The sequence below is a fragment of the Pseudoxanthomonas sp. SGT-18 genome, from assembly GCF_003931645.1.
In the GTDB taxonomy this organism is placed as follows: domain Bacteria; phylum Pseudomonadota; class Gammaproteobacteria; order Xanthomonadales; family Xanthomonadaceae; genus Pseudoxanthomonas.
The window spans coordinates 19,218-31,607 of the sequence record NZ_RRYJ01000005.1; the positions used below are offsets into that span (position 1 = coordinate 19,218).

13 protein-coding genes are annotated in these 12,390 nt (G+C 72.7%); 9 read left to right on the forward strand and 4 right to left on the reverse strand.

Annotated elements, in window-relative coordinates; translation table 11 throughout:
* Positions 1-279 precede the first annotated feature (279 nt).
* Genes EIM47_RS08180 through EIM47_RS08195 form a run of 5 tightly spaced genes read left to right on the forward strand, consistent with a single transcriptional unit; the run spans position 280 to position 5,079 of the window.
* A complete protein-coding gene (locus EIM47_RS08180) occupies positions 280-594 on the forward strand; it encodes a hypothetical protein (RefSeq protein WP_164514571.1) in 315 nt (104 codons plus the stop codon).
* Complete coding sequence (locus tag EIM47_RS08185; protein WP_125076640.1) at positions 591-1,907, forward strand: glycosyltransferase; 1,317 nt, start codon at positions 591-593, stop codon at positions 1,905-1,907. The genes EIM47_RS08180 and EIM47_RS08185 overlap by 4 nt, the downstream gene beginning before the upstream one ends.
* A gap of 10 nt (positions 1,908-1,917) precedes the next feature.
* Positions 1,918-3,765, forward strand: a complete 1,848-nt coding sequence (locus EIM47_RS15650) for a hypothetical protein (RefSeq protein WP_164514572.1) — start codon at positions 1,918-1,920, stop codon at positions 3,763-3,765.
* A complete protein-coding gene (locus tag EIM47_RS15655; RefSeq protein WP_164514573.1) occupies positions 3,762-4,238 on the forward strand; it encodes a GtrA family protein in 477 nt (158 codons plus the stop codon). The genes EIM47_RS15650 and EIM47_RS15655 overlap by 4 nt, the downstream gene beginning before the upstream one ends.
* Before the next feature lie 10 nt (positions 4,239-4,248).
* Positions 4,249-5,079, forward strand: a complete 831-nt coding sequence (locus EIM47_RS08195) for a glycosyltransferase family A protein (protein ID WP_125076641.1) — start codon at positions 4,249-4,251, stop codon at positions 5,077-5,079.
* Positions 5,080-5,086: 7 nt separating this feature from the next.
* Here the strand turns inward: EIM47_RS08195 and EIM47_RS08200 are convergent, their stop codons facing one another.
* The 4 genes from EIM47_RS08200 to EIM47_RS08215 form a co-directional block, all read right to left on the reverse strand.
* Positions 5,087-6,040 (reverse strand): glycosyltransferase family 2 protein, encoded by a 954-nt coding sequence (locus tag EIM47_RS08200; RefSeq protein ID WP_125076642.1) that lies wholly within the window; start codon positions 6,038-6,040, stop codon positions 5,087-5,089.
* Positions 6,024-6,719, reverse strand: a complete 696-nt coding sequence (locus EIM47_RS08205) for an NAD-dependent epimerase/dehydratase family protein (protein WP_125076643.1) — start codon at positions 6,717-6,719, stop codon at positions 6,024-6,026. Before EIM47_RS08205 ends, EIM47_RS08200 begins: the two co-directional genes overlap by 17 nt.
* Positions 6,720-6,747: 28 nt before the next feature.
* Complete coding sequence (locus tag EIM47_RS08210) at positions 6,748-7,686, reverse strand: electron transfer flavoprotein subunit alpha/FixB family protein (RefSeq protein WP_125076644.1); 939 nt, start codon at positions 7,684-7,686, stop codon at positions 6,748-6,750.
* 61 nt (positions 7,687-7,747) lie between these two features.
* The gene (locus tag EIM47_RS08215; protein WP_125076645.1) at positions 7,748-8,494 is read right to left on the reverse strand and encodes an electron transfer flavoprotein subunit beta/FixA family protein; all 747 of its coding nucleotides are present in this window, start codon (positions 8,492-8,494) and stop codon (positions 7,748-7,750) included.
* Between the two features lie 437 nt (positions 8,495-8,931).
* On the opposite strand from EIM47_RS08215, the gene rfbB reads away from it, so the two are divergent.
* Genes rfbB through rfbD form a run of 4 tightly spaced genes read left to right on the forward strand, consistent with a single transcriptional unit; the run spans position 8,932 to position 12,377 of the window.
* A complete protein-coding gene (gene rfbB / locus EIM47_RS08220; protein WP_125076646.1) occupies positions 8,932-9,987 on the forward strand; it encodes a dTDP-glucose 4,6-dehydratase in 1,056 nt (351 codons plus the stop codon).
* Positions 9,988-10,006: 19 nt separating this feature from the next.
* Positions 10,007-10,894, forward strand: a complete 888-nt coding sequence (gene rfbA, locus EIM47_RS08225) for a glucose-1-phosphate thymidylyltransferase RfbA (RefSeq protein WP_125076647.1) — start codon at positions 10,007-10,009, stop codon at positions 10,892-10,894.
* Positions 10,891-11,448 (forward strand): dTDP-4-dehydrorhamnose 3,5-epimerase, encoded by a 558-nt coding sequence (gene rfbC, locus EIM47_RS08230; protein WP_019399571.1) that lies wholly within the window; start codon positions 10,891-10,893, stop codon positions 11,446-11,448. Before rfbA ends, rfbC begins: the two co-directional genes overlap by 4 nt.
* Positions 11,445-12,377 (forward strand): dTDP-4-dehydrorhamnose reductase, encoded by a 933-nt coding sequence (rfbD, locus tag EIM47_RS08235; RefSeq protein ID WP_125076648.1) that lies wholly within the window; start codon positions 11,445-11,447, stop codon positions 12,375-12,377. The genes rfbC and rfbD overlap by 4 nt, the downstream gene beginning before the upstream one ends.
* The last annotated feature ends 13 nt before the right edge of the window (positions 12,378-12,390 follow it).

The following is a 12,390-nucleotide window of genomic DNA, read 5'->3' on the forward strand; positions in this document are numbered from 1 at the left end:
TTGGCGCCCGATGCGGCCGGTCGTCGCCAGGCACGGGCCCGGCGGACCGCGCGACGCAAAGCGGCTTGCCATCCATGGATCCGACGACAGTGCCGGTGGAGTAACGAGGTTCGAATTGCCTGCGGGAATCCCGCGGGTCTTTTCCTGAAAGGCGAGTCCGGTAACACATGATGCGAACTGCCATCGTTGGCACCCTGGCGGTGCTGGCCCTCCCGTTCCTGTCCGCCTGCGGGCGGATCGAGCCGGTGCAGGACGGCGTGCCCCCCCCATCCGACCTCGGTGGAGAACGAGGATGCCGTGCTCAGCGTCGAGCCTGGCGCCGTCGGCGCCTGCGAGGGCCAGCGGGTCGCGGCGCGGATCGCGTGGAAGGTGAAGGATCCGGCGGTGCAGTCGGTCCTGGTCCAGGTGCGCGGCGACGATGGCGGGCGCAAGGTGTTCGCCTCAGGCGCGGCGCAGGGCGAGGCGGAAACCGGGCAGTGGGTCGCCGGGGGCACGCGCTTCTATCTGGTCGATGCCGACAGCCGCCGGGACCTCGCCGCCTTCGAGGTCGCGGGCCTGGCCTGCCTCGGACCGACTGACGGAGCAATGGAATGAACCAGCAGGTGTTGCGGTCCGGCCTGCGCGGGGGGGCGGAGTTCCTCCTCGTGCTGTTCTTCGTGGTCGTCGGCTATGCCGCATGGCGGAAGGGCCTGTTCCCGGCCAGCGCCAATGGCTACCTCGGTGGCTACCTGCAGGCGGCGCTCGCCGCCGCGGCCGGGGCACTGCTCGTCAACCTCGTGGCCGCCCGTTCCGGGCGCCCGGGCGGGGCAGCGCTGGTGCTCGGCTTCCTCGCGGTGCTGGGCGTGGCCTACTACTGCGGGCTTTCCGCGCTTGCCGCGGCGGCCCTGCTGCTGGCCGTGTCCTGGGGCGTCGGCAGCCTGTTCCACACCGGCTCCGGGTCCGATCCCTGGCTGACCAGCCTGGTCGGCCTCGCGGTGGTCGCGGCGGTGGTCGGCTGGCTGCTGCCGTTCCAGGTGCACGACGGCCGCATCCACCTGGCCGCGGCGGTGCTCAACCGGCCGCACGTGTCGGTCAACTTCATCGAGGCGGTGCGCCGGCACAGCCGGGCCCGGGTGGTGTACTACGGCCACGACGTGCACCACCTGCGCCTGCTCGAGCAGCTGAAGCTGCAGCCGGACCCGGCGCTGCAGGCCGAGGCCGAGCGTTTCCGCGCGATGGAGCACGACCTGTGGCGGCGCTCGGACGTGATCCTGTACCCCTCGTCGGACGAGACCGCGCACGTGCGCGCGTGGCTGCAGGCGCAGGGCGGCGCGGCGGTGGCCGAGACCGTGCCGCTGTTCGCCTACGAGGCGCTCGACGAGGCCGACGTGCCCGGCCCGGAGCACCGCCGCGACATCCTGTTCGTGGCCGGCTTCGCGCATCCGCCGAACGTGGACGCCGCCTGCTGGTTCGTGCGCGAGGCACTGCCGCGCATCCGCGAGCGGATGCCGGGCGTGCGGACGCTGTTGGTCGGCTCCAACCCGCACCCGGACGTGCAGGCGCTGGCGGGCGACGGGGTCGAGGTCACCGGCTACGTCAGCGACGAGCGGCTGGCCGCGTACTACCGCGCCGCGCGCGTGGCGGTGGCGCCGCTGCGTTTCGGCGGCGGAGTCAAGGGCAAGGTGCTGGAGAGCCTGCGCTTCGGCGTGCCCTGCGTGACCACGTCCACCGGCATGCAGGGGCTCGGCGACGCCGCCGGCTTCATGCCCCGGGCCGACGACGCGGACGGGTTCGCCGCGGCCGTGCTGCGGCTGCTCGCCGACGACGGCGACTGGCACCGCGTTTCGGCGGCCTCGCGCGGGTTCATCGCGCGCCACTATTCGCGCGAGGCGCTGTGGGGCGTGCTGTCGCGCTCCGTGGGCGCGTAGGGGCCGCACGATGCCACATCGAGGACAGGGCCTGGACACGTCCGGCCGCCTTCTTCCCCGCGACGGCCGCGTGCGGTCGCTGCTGGTGGCCGCGTGCGCCGCGCTCGCCTTCGGCGCGCTGCACCAGGCGTTCGTGACCCGGGCGCATCCGGATGCGCTGTACATGGACTCGCTGCGCCTGCTGTACCAGTTGCAGGAATGGCAGCAGGGGCGGCTGTCGTTCGTCGAGCTCTGGGGCCTGGGCTCGGCGCACCGCGGCTTCATCAACGCGCTGGCGCTGATGGCCAACGTGCGCCTGTTCTCGCTGGACGTGATGCTCGCCAACCGCATGACCGGCGTGGTGGTGGCGACGGTGGCGTTCCTCCTCGCCTACCGCCTCGACCGCGAGCCGTTCTGGCAGCGCGGCCGCTGGCATCCGCGCAGGGGCCTGTGGCGCGCGGCGGCCGCGCTCGCGATCGCCGGCCTGTGCTTCAGCTGGGCCGGCTTCGAGCTGTTCACGCTGGACCTGGGCCTGCCGCTGTGGACGAAGAACCTGTGCTTCGTCCTCTTCTTCCTGGCGCACGACCGCCTGCTGCGCGCGCAGGGAAGCGCGGGCGCGGGGCAGGCGTGGACGGCGCTCGCGCTGGCGGTCGCCGGCGTGGTGATCGTGATGTTCGTCGGCATGGGCTGGTCCTATGCCTACGCCGGCGCGGTGGCGGGCGTACAGCTGCTGGCCGCCTTCCACGACCTGCGCGGCGGGCGCCGCACGGGGCTGCTGCTGCGGTGCGTGCCGCTGCTGGCGCTGCTGGCCGCGCTGGGCTGGTCGCTGGCGCAGGGCGGCGGCGGGCAGGGCGAGGACGGGCACTCCTTCGCGAAGCTGTTCGGCACGCTGCCGCGCATGGCCGAGCTGTCGCTGTACGCACTGGGCGCCGCCTGGATCGGGGTGGAGACGCTGGCCCAGCGCGGCGTGCCGCTGGGGCTGGTGCCTTGGCTCGGCGCGGCCGGGCTCGTCGCCGCGGCCTGCGGCATCGCCTCGCGGCTGCGCCGCGGGCTGTATTCGGGCTCGCTGGTGCCGCTGTACCTGGTCGGCTACGGCGTGCTGACCGCGCTGTCGCTGGCCGCGGCGCGTGGCGACGGCGGGCCGATGGCGGTCATGGCCTCGCGCTACTACATGGACGTGGTGCTGTTCCTCGTCGGCGCGCTCTGGCTGTGGCTGGAGGCGCTGGCATCCGGCGGCAGGACCTCGCCGGCGCAGCCTGCCGCGTGGGCGTTCCTGGCCTTCTGGCTGGCGGTGGGCGCCGGACTGGCGCTGACGTACGACCGCGAGTGGAAGGCCACGCCGTACCGCGCCGACGCGTTCCGGGCGATGAACCAGGCCCTGCGGGCCGGCGTGCCCGACGAGGCGGCCGCGCGCCTGCTGCAGTCGCCGCTGGAGCACGCGCGGCTGGGCGCGGGCATCCTGCGCGAGCGCGGCCTGGCGTTGTTCGCCGCGGAAGGGCCGGGTGGCGGCTGCGAGGTCCGCCGCGCCGGCGGCTGGCACGCCGCGGAGCCGACCGGGGCCTGGATGGACGGCGCGGCCGTGCTCGCGGTGCCGGCCTGTGGCTGCGCCCTGGTCGCCGATGCCTACCTGCCGGAGGGCTTTGCCGCGCGCCGGCTGCGGATCGAGGACGGCGCGGACGTGCGCGAGATCGCGATGCAGCCCGGCCAGCCCGCGCGCGTGGCCTTCCCCGTGCTCGGCGGCGCGAGGCAGGTGCGCCTGTCGGTCTCGCGCACGACGGTCCCGGCCGCCGAGATCCCGGGCAGCGGCGACCAGCGCCGGCTGGGCCTGTTCTGGACCGGAATGCGCTTCGAGTGCGTGCCGGCGGGGGAGGCGCGGTGAACGCGCCGGCACCGGGGGAAAAGCCGCCGGTTCCGCCGCGGGGGCTGCCGTTCTCCGGCGCGCCCGGGCCGTTGCAGCGCTTCGTCTCCGACCAGCGCGTGCTGTTCCTGCTGGTCGGCGGCGCCAACACGCTGTTCAGCACCGCGCTGTTCGCCGCGCTGGTGCTGTGGTTCGGCCCCGGCGTGCCGTCGGTGGTCAGCCTCGGCATCGCCTGGGTGGTGTCGCTGCTGGCGGTGTTCTTCGTCTACCGGAGGCTGGTGTTCCGCGTGGAGGGGCACTTCTGGCTGGACCTGGCGCGCTTTTCCAGCGTGAACGGCATGGCCCTGCTGCTCAATGCCGGCGCGCTGGCGCTGCTGGTGGACCTGGGCGGACTGCCGGCGATCCCGGTGCAGGTCGCCATCACCGCGCTGGTGGTGGTGTTCAACTACGTGGGCCACAAGTACTTCTCTTTCCGGCGCAAGGGCCGGCCCTAGGAGGAATCCCGTGCAGCCGCGCGTTTCGGTGGTGGTGCCCGCCTACAACAACGAGGACTTCGTCGCGCAGACCCTGGACTCGATCCTGGTGCAGGACTACGACGACTACGAGCTGGTGGTCGCCGACCACAGCTCGCGCGACGGGACGCAGGCCGTGCTGGAGCGGTACCGCGGCCTGCCGCGGGTGCGCATCCTGGAACCCACGCCCGCCGGCGGCGGCGCGCTGGCGAACTGGAACCGGGTCAGCGCCGAGGCCCGCGGCGAGCTGGTCAAGCTGGTGTGCGGCGACGACCTGATCGCGCCCACCGCGCTGCGCGAGCAGGTCGCGGCGATGGACGCGCACCCGTCCGCGGTCCTGGTCGCCTCGCCGCGGAACCTGATCGACGCGCAGGGGCGGGTGGTGGTGCGCGGGCGCGGCCTGGCCGGGCTGCGCGGCCTGGTGTCCGGCCGCGAGGCCGTGCGGCGATCGGTCCGCGCGGGCACCAACATCTTCGGCGAGCCGGGCTGCGTGCTGTTCAGGCGCGAGCTGCTGGAGCGCGAGGGCGGTTGGGACAACAGCTTCCCGTACCTGATCGACCAGGCCACCTACACCCGCATCATGCTCCACGGCGACATGGTCGCGCTGCCGCACACCCTGGCCAGCTTCCGCATCAGCGCCACGCAGTGGAGCGTGCGGCTGATGAAGGAGCAGGCGGCGCAGGCGGTGGCCTTCCACGAGCACCTGCGCCGCACGGTGCCGGGCCTGCTTTCGGCGCTGGACCTGCGGGTCGGCAACGCCATGGCGCGGGCGATGGCGCTGGCCCGCCGCAGCGCCTACCTGTGGCTGCGCCGGCGCATGTGAGGCCGGCTCAGGCGGGCGGCAGGTTGACGCTGTCGCCCACCACGTACTGCGGCCGCTTGTTCACGTTCAGCAGCACGCGGCCGGTGTACTCCCCGATGGCGCCCAGCGCCAGCAGTTGCAGGCCGCCCATGAACAGGATGGCCACGATCAGCGAGGCCCAGCCCACGGGCAGGTCCGGCGTGCGCAGCTTCTGCACCAGGATGGCCACGGCCAGGACGAAGGCCAGGCACGAGGCCAGCGCGCCGGCCAGCGACACCAGGCGCAGCGGCACGATGGAGAAGCTGGTGGCCATCTGCAGCCACAGCGAGACCGACTTGCGCAGGCTGTAGCCGGAGCGGCCGTCGCTGCGCGCGTGGTGCTCGGCGGTGAGCGTGGCGATGCGGCGCGGGCTGGTGCTCTGCAGCAGCAGCCCGTCGAGGTAGACGAACGGGCCCTGGTAGCGCAGCACCTCGTCGCGCAGCCCGCGGGCGAAGCCGCGGAACGGCGACAGGTACAGCCCCCTGGGCTTCTTCAGCAGCCACTGCGCGACCAGGTCGTTGAAGCGGCTGCCGGCGCGCTTCCACAGCGCGTGCTGGCGTTCGGGGAACTGCGCGTAGACCAGGTCGGCGCCACCGCGCAGGGCCGCGAGGATCCGCGGCACGTCGGCCGGGTCGTGCTGCAGGTCGTCGTCCATGGTGACGATGTAGCGGCCGCGCGCCACGCCCAGGCCGGCCATGATCGCATTGTGCTGGCCGGCGTTGCGCCGCAGGTCCAGGCCGCGCAGCCAGGGGCGGGCGGACGCCAGCGCCTGGATCACCTCCCAGGCGTTGTCCGGGCCGCAGTCGTGGACCAGCACCACCTCGTAGCCGTCCGCGCCCAGCGCGGGCGCCAGCGCGGCCTCCAGCCGCTCGGCCAGCGCCGGCAGGATGCTGGCGCTGCCGTAGACCGGGATGACGACGGAAAGCTCAGGCGTCGGGCGCATAGTATTTCCGGATGACGTGTTCGGCGTAGCCGTCGCCGAGGTCGATGCCCAGTTCCCGGGCCACCGCCAGCGCATCGGCCACGTCGATGGGCAGCGGGCTGCCGAGCGGCTCGAAGGCTACCCGGGCCTGGCGGCCGAGCACGCGCTCGAAGATGGCGACGATGGCCGGCATGGGCAGCGACCTGGCCGCGGCGACGGAGAATACACGCCGCCCGCCGCTGCCGGCGCCGTCGATCAGGCGCGCGCCGATGGCGGCCACGTCGTCCACGTCGATCAGGTTGCGCTCGGCCCGCGCCCACACCGTGAAGGGGGTGCCGCTGGCGATGCGGTCGCGCAGGAAGTTGGTCAGGGTGTGGGGGTTGGGCGTGCGGCCGACGACCTGCGGCAGGCGCAGCACCAGGCCGCCCGGCGAGGCGGCCACCATCGCCTCCATGGCGCGCTTGTGGCGCATGTACGGCGTGTCCGCCGCGCTGTCGCCGGTGGCGCTGCCGCAGCTGCCGAAATAGACCACGCGCCCGCCGGCCTCGAGCAGCGGGCGGAGCAGGTCGCGCTCGCGGGCGAAGGCCGCGGGGTCGGTCTCGCGGGAATTGGATACGCCGGAGGCGAAGATCGTGACCGCGGGATCGGCCGCGTAGCGCGGCGCGAAGGCGCGCGCCAGCAGGCCCTGCCCGACGATCATCGCGCCTCCGCTGCCCGGGCCCGCGCGGTCACAGCGCCGCCTCCAGCTCCGGCAGGATGGTGAACAGGTCGCCCACCAGGCCGATGTCGGCGACCTCGAAGATCGGCGCCTCCGGATCCTTGTTGATCGCCACGATGGTGCCGGCGTCCTTGATGCCGGTCAGGTGCTGGATCGCGCCGGAAATGCCGATGGCCACGTACAGCTCCGGGGCGATGATCTTGCCGGTCTGGCCGACCTGCATCTCGTTCGGGCAGTAGCCGGCGTCCACCGCCGCGCGCGAGGCGCCCACCGCCGCGCCGAGCTTGTCGGCCAGCGAGTAGATGTGGCGGAAGTTCTCCTCCGAGCCGACGCCGCGGCCGCCGGAGACGACCCGGCGCGCGGACTGCAGGTCCGGGCGGTCGGACGCGCCGGCGGCCAGGCCCACGTAGCGGGTATGCGAGGGCAGGGCGGCCTCGACCTGCACCGCCTCCACCGGGGCGCTGTTGCCGCCGGCGGCCTGCGGCCAGGAGGCGGTGCGCACGGTGGCGACCACGACCTGCCCGGCCGGGGCCTCGACGGTGACGATGGCGTTGCCGGCGTAGATCGGGCGCTTGAAGGTGTACTCGCCCTCCACCGCCATCAGGTCGGAGACCTGGTTGACGCCCAGCAGGGCGGCGACCACCGGCATCAGGTCCTTGCCGAAGGTGGTCGAGGGGCCGAACACGTGGCTGTAGCCGGCGGCCAGCTTCGCCACCTGCGGGCCCAGCACCTGGGCGATGGCCTGGGCATTGGCCGGGTTGGCCACGGCGAGCACGCGGGTCACGCCGGCGATCTGCGCGGCCTCGGCCGCGACCGCCGCCGGGTCGGCGGCCAGCACGAGCACGTCGATGGCCTCCGGGTTCAGCGCCTGTGCGGCGCTGACGGTGCGCGCGGTGGCGGGGTTGAGCTTGCCGTCCAGGTGTTCGGCGACGACGAGGATCTTGGACATTGGAGCGTTCTCCGGAATCAGGGGGCCGCGCGGCGCGGGGCGCCCGGCGCGGCCGGGAGGATCAGAGCAGGCCCTTGGCCTTGAGCGTGGCGACCAGTTCGGCCGCGTCCTTGACCATCACGCCGCGGCTGCGCTTGGGCGGCGGGGCGTAGGCGGTGGTCTTCAGCTCCGGGCCGGCGTCCACGCCGAGGTCGGCCAGCTGCAGGGTCTCCAGCGGCTTGCTCTTGGCCTTCATGATGTCCGGCAGCTTGATGAAGCGCGGTTCGTTCAGGCGCAGGTCGGTGGTCACCACCGCCGGCAGGTTCACTTCCAGGGTCTCCAGGCCGGCGTCGACCTCGCGGGTCACCGTGGCCTTGCCATCGGCCACTTCCAGCTTGCTGGCGAAGGTGGCCTGCGGGCGGCCCCACAGGGTGGCCAGCATCTGGCCGGTCTGGTTGGCGTCGTCGTCGATCGCCTGCTTGCCCAGGATCACCAGGTCCGGCTGCTCCTTCTCCACCAGCTTCAGCAGGGTGCGGGCGGCCGCCAGCGGCTGTACCGCCTGGTTGGTGACCACGTGGATGGCGCGGTTGGCGCCCATGGCCAGGCCGTTGCGCAGGTGCGCCTGGGCGTCGGCCGGGGCAATCGTGGCCACCACCACCTCGGTGGCGATGCCCTTGTCGCGCAGGCGCAGGGCCTCTTCCAGGGCGATCTCGTCGAACGGGTTGGGCGAGAGCTTCACGCCCTCGGTCACCACGCCGGAGCCATCCGGCTTGACCTGGATGCGGACGTTGTAGTCCACCACGCGCTTGTAGGCGACCAGGATCTTCATCGTGCGGGAGTTCCTTCAGGGATGGTCGGGCGGCCCCGGCGCAATCGCTGGCCGGAGCGGAACGCGGATTCTACCGGGCGACGGGGTCCGGGGGCGATTGCTTGCTTTGCCCGGGCGGACGACGGGGCGGCTGACCGCGCGGACGGGGCGTCCGGGAGGCGCGGATACTGGATTGGGCGCGAAATGCCTGGATCGAGGCGGTTGCGGGCCGGAGGCGTGCGCGACGGGGGGGTATTCCTCCAATGCCACGTCTGGCGCGACGCACCCTGATGGCCGAGCCCTGCGACCAGCCATGGGGACGCCCCCGGGCGGCGGCGATGTGACCATTTCCGCTATTCAGTCTCCCCGGCTGCTGGGCCAAACAGCCGCGATTCAACGGTCGCGGGTATCCTTATACGGCCTGAGCGCGGCTCGACAGCAACCAACAGGAGAACAGCTTGGCTACTTGGCTCGTCACCGGCGGCGCCGGTTTCATCGGCGGCAATTTCGTACTCGAGGCGGTGGCGCGGGGTGTCCGGATCGTCAACCTCGATGCGCTGACCTATGCCGGCAACCTCGACACCCTGGCCTCGCTGCAGGGCAACCCCGACCATATCTTCGTGCACGGGGACATCGGCGACCGGGCCCTGGTGGCGCGCCTGCTGGCCGAGCACCGCCCCGACGCGGTGCTCAACTTCGCCGCCGAGAGCCACGTGGACCGCTCCATCGACGGCCCGGCCGCCTTCGTCCAGACCAACGTGGTCGGCACCCTGGCCCTGCTGGAGGCGGTGCGCGACTACTGGAAGGGCCTGGAAGACGAGGCGAAGGCCGCGTTCCGCTTCCTGCACGTGTCCACCGACGAGGTCTACGGCACCCTCGGCGCGACCGGCAAGTTCACCGAGACCACCCCGTACGCGCCCAACTCGCCGTACTCGGCGTCCAAGGCCGCCTCCGACCACCTGGTGCGCGCCTTCCACCACACCTACGGCCTGCCCACGCTCACCACCAACTGCTCCAACAACTACGGCCCGTACCACTTCCCGGAGAAGCTGATCCCGCTGGTGATCCAGCGCGCGCTGGCCGGGGAGTCGCTGCCGGTGTACGGCGACGGCAAGCAGGTGCGCGACTGGCTGTACGTGGCCGACCACTGCGAGGCGATCCGCACGGTGCTGGCCAAGGGCCGGGTGGGCGAGACCTACAACGTCGGCGGCAACGCCGAGCGCGAGAACATCGAGGTGGTGCGCACCATCTGCCGCCTGCTCGACCAGCGCCGGCCGCGCCCGGACGGGCAGCCGCACGAGGTCCTGATCACCCACGTCACCGACCGCCCCGGCCACGACCGCCGCTACGCGATCGATGCGTCCAAGCTCAAGAACGAGCTGGGCTGGGAGCCGAAGTACAGCTTCGAACAGGGCATCGCCGCGACCGTGGACTGGTACCTGGCGCACCAGGACTGGGTGCGGCGGGTGCTGGACGGCAGCTACCGCCTCGAACGCATCGGCACCGCGGCCTGAAGCCGCACGGGACAGAACCATGACGCAACGCAAGGGCATCATCCTGGCCGGCGGCTCCGGCACGCGGCTGTATCCGATCACCAAGGGCGTCAGCAAGCAGCTGCTGCCGGTGTACGACAAGCCGATGATCTACTACCCGCTCAGCGTGCTGATGTTGGCCGGCATCCGCGAGGTGCTGGTCATCAACACGCCGCACGAGCAGGCCCTGTTCCAGAACCTGCTGGGCGACGGCTCGCAGTGGGGCATGGACATCCGCTACGCGGTCCAGCCCAGCCCCGACGGCCTGGCCCAGGCCTACCTGATCGGCCGCGACTTCGTCGCCGGCCAGCCCAGCTGCCTGGTGCTGGGCGACAACATCTTCCACGGCCACGGCCTGACCGCGACCCTGGCCCGCGCCAACGCGCGCACCGAGGGCGCCACCGTGTTCGGCTACTGGGTCAACGACCCGCAGCGCTACGGCGTGGCCGAGTTCGACGCCAGCGGCAAGGTGGTGGGCATCGAGGAGAAGCCGGCCAACCCGCGCTCCAACTACGCCGTCACCGGCCTGTACTTCTACGACGGCAAGGCCGCCGACTACGCCGCCGAGCTCAAGCCCTCGGCCCGCGGCGAGCTGGAGATCACCGAACTCAACAAGCGCTACCTGGACGAGGGCGCGCTGTACCTGGAGCAGCTGGGCCGCGGCTACGCCTGGCTGGACACCGGCACCCACCAGTCGCTGCACGATGCCTCCAACTTCATCCAGACCATCCAGGACCGCCAGGGCCTGCAGGTGTGCTGCCCGGAGGAGATCGCCTACGGCAACGGCTGGATCGACGCGGCCCAGCTGGAGAAGCTGGCGCAGCCGCTGGCCAAGAACGGCTACGGCCAGTACCTGCTGGCCCTGCTCAAGCGCGGGGTGGTGCGATGAAGGTGATCGAGACCGCCCTGCCGGGCTGCGTGGTGATCGAGCCGGCGGTGTTCGGCGACGCGCGCGGCGTGTTCTTCGAGACCTGGAACGCCGAGCGCTTCGCCCAGCACGGCCTGCCGACCCGGTTCGTGCAGAGCAACGTGTCCACCTCCACCCGCGGCGTGCTGCGCGGCCTGCATTACCAGTGGCCGCGGCCGCAGGGCAAGCTGGTGAGCGTGCTGGAAGGCGAGGTCTACGACGTGGCGGTGGACATCCGCCGTGGCTCGCCGACCTTCGGCCGCTGGGAAGCGGTGGTGCTCAGTGCGCAGAACCGGCGCCAGTTCTGGATCCCGGAGGGCTTCGCCCACGGCTTCGCGGTGCTGTCCGAGCACGCGATCTTCAGCTACCTGTGCACCGACGTGTACGTGAAGGAGTCCGACGCCGGGGTGCGCTGGAACGACGGCGACATCGGCGTGGACTGGCCCATCGCCGAGCCGGTGCTGTCGGCCAAGGACAGCAGCGCGCCGTTCCTGGCCGGGATCCCCGAGGACCGCCTGCCGGTGTACGCGCCATGACCCGGCTGCTGCTGGTCGGCGGCAACGGCCAGCTGGGGCGCGAGCTGCGCCGCAGCCTGGCGCCGCTGGGCGAGCTCGTCGTCGCCACCCGCGACGGCCGCCTGCACGACGGCGGCAGCGCCATCGCCGCCGACCTGGCCGATCCACAGCACCTGGCCGGGGTGGTGCGCGAGGTGGCCCCGGATGCGGTCATCAACGCCGCCGCCTACACCGCGGTGGACAAGGCCGAGTCCGAGCCGGAGGCCGCGTTCCGCATCAACGGCGAGGCGCCCGGCGCGCTGGCCCGGGCCTGCGCCGCGGCCGGCATCCCGCTGGTGCATTACTCCACCGACTACGTGTTCGACGGCAGCGGCACGCGCCCGTACCGCGAGGACGACCCGACCGCGCCGCTGGGTACGTACGGGGCCAGCAAGCTGGCCGGCGAGCAGGCGATCCGCGCCGCCGGCGGCCGCCACCTGGTGTTCCGCACCGCGTGGGTTTACGCCGCGCACAGCCACAACTTCCTGCGCACCATGCTGCGCCTGGGCGCCGAGCGCGACGAGCTGCGGGTGGTGGCCGACCAGGTCGGCACGCCGACCCCGGCGGCGCTGATCGCCGAGGTCACCGCGGTGGCCCTGCGCCGGGCGCTGGACGATACCGGCACCAGCGGCACCTGGCACCTGGTGGCCGATGGCCAGACCAGCTGGCATGGCTTTGCCGAGGCGATCTTCGCCGAAGCGGTGGAAGCGGGCCTGCTGCCGCGCGCGCCGCGGGTGCAGGCGATCACCACCGCCGAGTTCCCGACCCCGGCGCGGCGCCCGGCCTACTCGTGCCTGGATACCACCGCGCTGCGGCGCGACTTCGCGGTGGCGCTGCCGCACTGGCGCGACGCGCTGCGCCCGGTTATCGCCGCACTGGCGGCCGAACGCGCCGCCGCTCCGGCGGCCTGACGGCCGGCACGGG

Bases quoted from the DNA above. Each gene is read 5' to 3' on its own strand.
- EIM47_RS08215 (WP_125076645.1), bottom strand. From the start codon at position 8,494: ATGAAGATCCTGGTCGCCTACAAGCGCGTGGTGGACTACAACGTCCGC.
- rfbA (WP_125076647.1), top strand. From the start codon at position 10,007: ATGACGCAACGCAAGGGCATCATCCTGGCCGGCGGCTCCGGCACGCGG.
- rfbD (WP_125076648.1), top strand. From the start codon at position 11,445: ATGACCCGGCTGCTGCTGGTCGGCGGCAACGGCCAGCTGGGGCGCGAG.
- rfbC (WP_019399571.1), top strand. From the start codon at position 10,891: ATGAAGGTGATCGAGACCGCCCTGCCGGGCTGCGTGGTGATCGAGCCG.
- EIM47_RS08210 (WP_125076644.1), bottom strand. From the start codon at position 7,686: ATGTCCAAGATCCTCGTCGTCGCCGAACACCTGGACGGCAAGCTCAAC.
- EIM47_RS08205 (WP_125076643.1), bottom strand. From the start codon at position 6,719: ATGATCGTCGGGCAGGGCCTGCTGGCGCGCGCCTTCGCGCCGCGCTAC.
- EIM47_RS08185 (WP_125076640.1), top strand. From the start codon at position 591: ATGAACCAGCAGGTGTTGCGGTCCGGCCTGCGCGGGGGGGCGGAGTTC.
- EIM47_RS08200 (WP_125076642.1), bottom strand. From the start codon at position 6,040: ATGCGCCCGACGCCTGAGCTTTCCGTCGTCATCCCGGTCTACGGCAGC.
- EIM47_RS15650 (WP_164514572.1), top strand. From the start codon at position 1,918: ATGCCACATCGAGGACAGGGCCTGGACACGTCCGGCCGCCTTCTTCCC.